This is a genomic window from Vibrio sp. 1CM7H (assembly GCF_023161645.1).
GTDB lineage: Bacteria > Pseudomonadota > Gammaproteobacteria > Enterobacterales > Vibrionaceae > Vibrio > Vibrio diabolicus.
On the sequence record NZ_JALNTV010000021.1, the window covers coordinates 1 to 3,420 of the forward strand.

Consider the following 3,420-nt stretch of genomic DNA (forward strand, 5'->3'; position numbering starts at 1 on the left):
ATTTCTTCTTTTTTGTTAATATATTGTTTTGACTTTATGATAGGAACGACATTAGGCTCTGTTACATACAATTTTAAGTTGTCAGGAATGGCTTCATATATGCCCTCATACAATTTATTCTTCTCATCACAAGTGAAAAAATTCTTGTTACTAATAATATTTTCAATGTTTAAGTGCTTATACTCATCTCTCGTTTTTACGATTGGAAAAATACACCAAGGGCCTCGATCAATTCTTTCTCTTATCAGTTTTTCTATTTTAATCTTCTGTGTGACAGATAGTTCGAAACTAATTATATTTCCATAAATTTTTGCCACATCAAACAGGTTGATTTTCATAAGCCTCACAAAAAGATAATTTATTTAAATCACACTTTTCAATGCTGTAATCTTGATTAAAAAATCCAAGAGTTCATTTAACAGCACCCGTTCTGTTACCCCAATCGATTAGAGTTAATATCGATTTAAATCAAGCCCGAAATATCTATTACGTAATTCTATTCGAACTTTAAAAAGGATATCTAATTACTACCTGTATTAGCTCCAAAATCAGACACATATTAACACTATGATACTGATAATCATGGAGTTTAATATGATCAAAGTTGCATTTTTAGGAAACCTGTCCTCATTACCAATCACCACAACTCTACAAGAACAAGTTAAAGAAATACTCACCGAGCCATTTCACGATGAAGCAGAAACCCAACAAACATGGGATGAACTGCAATGTGAACTCTGGTTCCTCACATCAAAATCCGAACTCTCTGCCGTCGTCGTCGACGATATCGAATTACTGAAACATGTACTGACCTATACCGAATTCGAAGACGAACTGGACTACGGAGCAGTGCTGACCCTGAGTATTGTCGAGGACTCTGGTAAGGGTATCTACATACTGCTACCTAAGACGCTACTCACCGAATTACGCCAATACTTCTCCATCGAGAATGACTAAGGAGGCAGTGATGCAATCCCGAAAATTCAAATTCAATAAGCGCCAACTAGACTCACTACCACCGACGCCGCCGTCGAGCAAAAGTAAGGAAACGGAATACACTGACGAGTTGTGTAGCGGTTTAAAATTAATCGTCAATCGCCAAGGTCGGAAGCGTTTCTTGTTCAGGTATACCCTCCACGGAACTAAGAAATCCATCCAACTAGGTGAGTATCCAGCGCTAGACATCAACACTGCTCGCCAGATTGCCAATGACCATAAACGGGAAATTGCTCTTGGTAATGACCCCAAGGCTATTCGTGATGAAAAGCGCAACGTCCTTACTTTCCAAGAATTTGCGGAGCTGCACTACTTACCCTACGCGATGATGAACAAGCTCACCGCCAAAAGTGATGCAGGTAGTCTCAAGCTCCATTTCTATCCGAAGTGGGGCAAGAAACCTCTCACTGATATCGGTCAGCAGGACATTCAGAAATTGTTGGACGGATTACTAGAAGGTAGAAAGCCAGCCACGGTAAATCGTTTGCGGTCGCTTATCCTCCGAATGTTCAGGCTCGCAATGGAGTGGCGCTATGTTGACTCAAATCCCGGTCAGTACATCAGGAAGTTGAAGGAAAATAATGTTCGCCAACGTTTCCTATCACGGGCTGAGGTTTCAGCCTTCATCAAGGCATGTAACGAGGAACCGAATCACACCCAAGCTAATGCATTGAAATTTGCGCTACTAACAGGAATGCGAATCGGGGAAATTACCAGTTCGAAATGGGAATGCCTTACCGTCGACGACGACGGCAATTGGAGCCTATTTCTACCCCACACAAAGTCCGGTCTTTCGAGGACAGTCCTACTCAACCAATTAGCTAAGGAAGTCATCCATGATCAACGACGATTTCAACAACCGAAGAACCCCTATATCTTTGCCGGAGATGCACCCGGTAGACCTATCGCTCATCCGAAGAAGGCATTTGCTCGAATCAAGAAAGCTGCCGGGATTACAGACAACTTCCGAATTCATGATTTGAGGCATAGCTTCGCATCGATCCTGATTAACAGCGGAAATGCCACACTCTATGATGTTCAGCATTTGTTGGGGCATCAGTCGCCACAGACCAGCACTAGGTATGCTCATTTGGCTTCGAGTAGGTTGAGGGAAGTTAGTGCAAATGTGGTAGAGTTAATTGAAAAGAACTGAATAATTTAATAAATCAAATCAGAATGTTAAAACCTTTCTGATTTGATTCTAGATACTTCAGCTAGTATGTTTACATTGATCATATGTAATGGTGTGTAAAAAATCTGTCCCCCCATTTATTAGTGCTAGAAACTATTGAAAAATAGTTAGTAGCGAAAGTATCACATCTTGATGTATAATGCTGTTTTTTTATACAGTACACCAAGTTACAGGCTTTCCTAATGACCATTGAACAACAAATCAGAGCATACCAACAATCAGACTCAATCGAGCCATTAATGCTCCAAGGAGATTCTCTACACATCTTGAGAGGTATGCCTGATAAAAGTGTCGATATGTGTATTACAAGTCCTCCATATTGGGGGCTTAGAGAATATGCAGGTGGTGGCATTGGTCTTGAAAAAAAACCTGAAGAATATATTTCTAACTTATGTGAAATATTTGGCGAGTTGCATCGGGTTTTGAAAGACGAAGGCTCATTTTGGCTAAATATTGGTGACACTTACAAAGATAAAGTCCTACAGTGCATTCCTTGGCGAGTTGCCCTCCAACTTATTGATCAGCAAGGCTGGATCATGCGCAACAGCGTCATTTGGAACAAGATGAAAGGGGCACCTTGTAACTCAAGTGACAAACTACGCAACATCCATGAGAATGTTTTTCACTTTGTAAAGAAAACTAAAGGCTACTACTACAACGTCGATGCGATCAGAAAAAAGCCACGAGATACAAAGGTGGTAAATGGTTCAATCGTCTCTGGAACAGGCGTTTCTGGCGTCAGATATAAAAGACAAATTGAGCTTTCTACAGATTTATCTACGGAAGAAAAAGCTAATGCGACAGCTGCTTTAGATGATGTCCTAAACCAAATTTCTAATGGCACTTTATCTGATTTTAGAATGGTAATTCGAGGAAATCAGCGTTCTACTCACTCTGATTCAGAAAAAGTATCAGGCCGAGCTAAAGAATTGAGAGACAAGGGGTTTTACTTCTTAAAGTACAACCCAAAAGGTAGTAAACCTTCTGATGTATGGGATATACTCCCCGAGGATACTCAAAAGCGCAAAAAGCATTATGCCCCATTTCCTGAAGATCTGTGCAAAATGCCAATCCTCTCGACTTGCCCTGAAAATGGCATTGTTTTAGATCCGTTTGCAGGGACTGGCACAGCTTCATATGTTGCGAAGCTTTTGAATAGAAAGTCTATTGGAATCGATATTTCTGATGAATATATTGAGCTAGCTAGAGAAAGGTTTGCAAATGTCTGAACA

4 protein-coding genes are annotated in these 3,420 nt (G+C 40.4%); 3 read left to right on the top strand and 1 reads right to left on the bottom strand.

Translation table 11 applies throughout. From position 1 onward, the window contains the following. Positions 1-338: hypothetical protein (locus MSG33_RS23405; RefSeq protein ID WP_248382315.1), on the bottom strand; the 338-nt coding region annotated here is incomplete at its 3' end. A gap of 256 nt (positions 339-594) precedes the next feature. Here MSG33_RS23405 and MSG33_RS23410 point away from each other — a divergent pair. From MSG33_RS23410 to MSG33_RS23420, 3 genes are all read left to right on the top strand, one after another. Beyond that, on the top strand, positions 595-957 hold the full coding sequence (locus MSG33_RS23410; protein WP_248382317.1) for a hypothetical protein: 363 nt from the start codon (positions 595-597) through the stop codon (positions 955-957). 10 nt (positions 958-967) lie between these two features. Next, positions 968-2,149: a site-specific integrase gene (locus MSG33_RS23415; RefSeq protein WP_248382319.1), complete on the top strand. Its 1,182-nt coding sequence runs from the start codon at positions 968-970 to the stop codon at positions 2,147-2,149. Between the two features lie 221 nt (positions 2,150-2,370). Then, entirely contained in the window at positions 2,371-3,417 is a 1,047-nt protein-coding gene (locus MSG33_RS23420) for a site-specific DNA-methyltransferase (RefSeq protein WP_248382321.1), read from the top strand. Positions 3,418-3,420 lie beyond the last annotated feature (3 nt).

Coding starts and splice junctions, on each gene's coding strand:
- MSG33_RS23420 (WP_248382321.1), top strand. CDS start 2,371: ATGACCATTGAACAACAAATCAGAGCATACCAACAATCAGACTCAATC.
- MSG33_RS23410 (WP_248382317.1), top strand. CDS start 595: ATGATCAAAGTTGCATTTTTAGGAAACCTGTCCTCATTACCAATCACC.
- MSG33_RS23415 (WP_248382319.1), top strand. CDS start 968: ATGCAATCCCGAAAATTCAAATTCAATAAGCGCCAACTAGACTCACTA.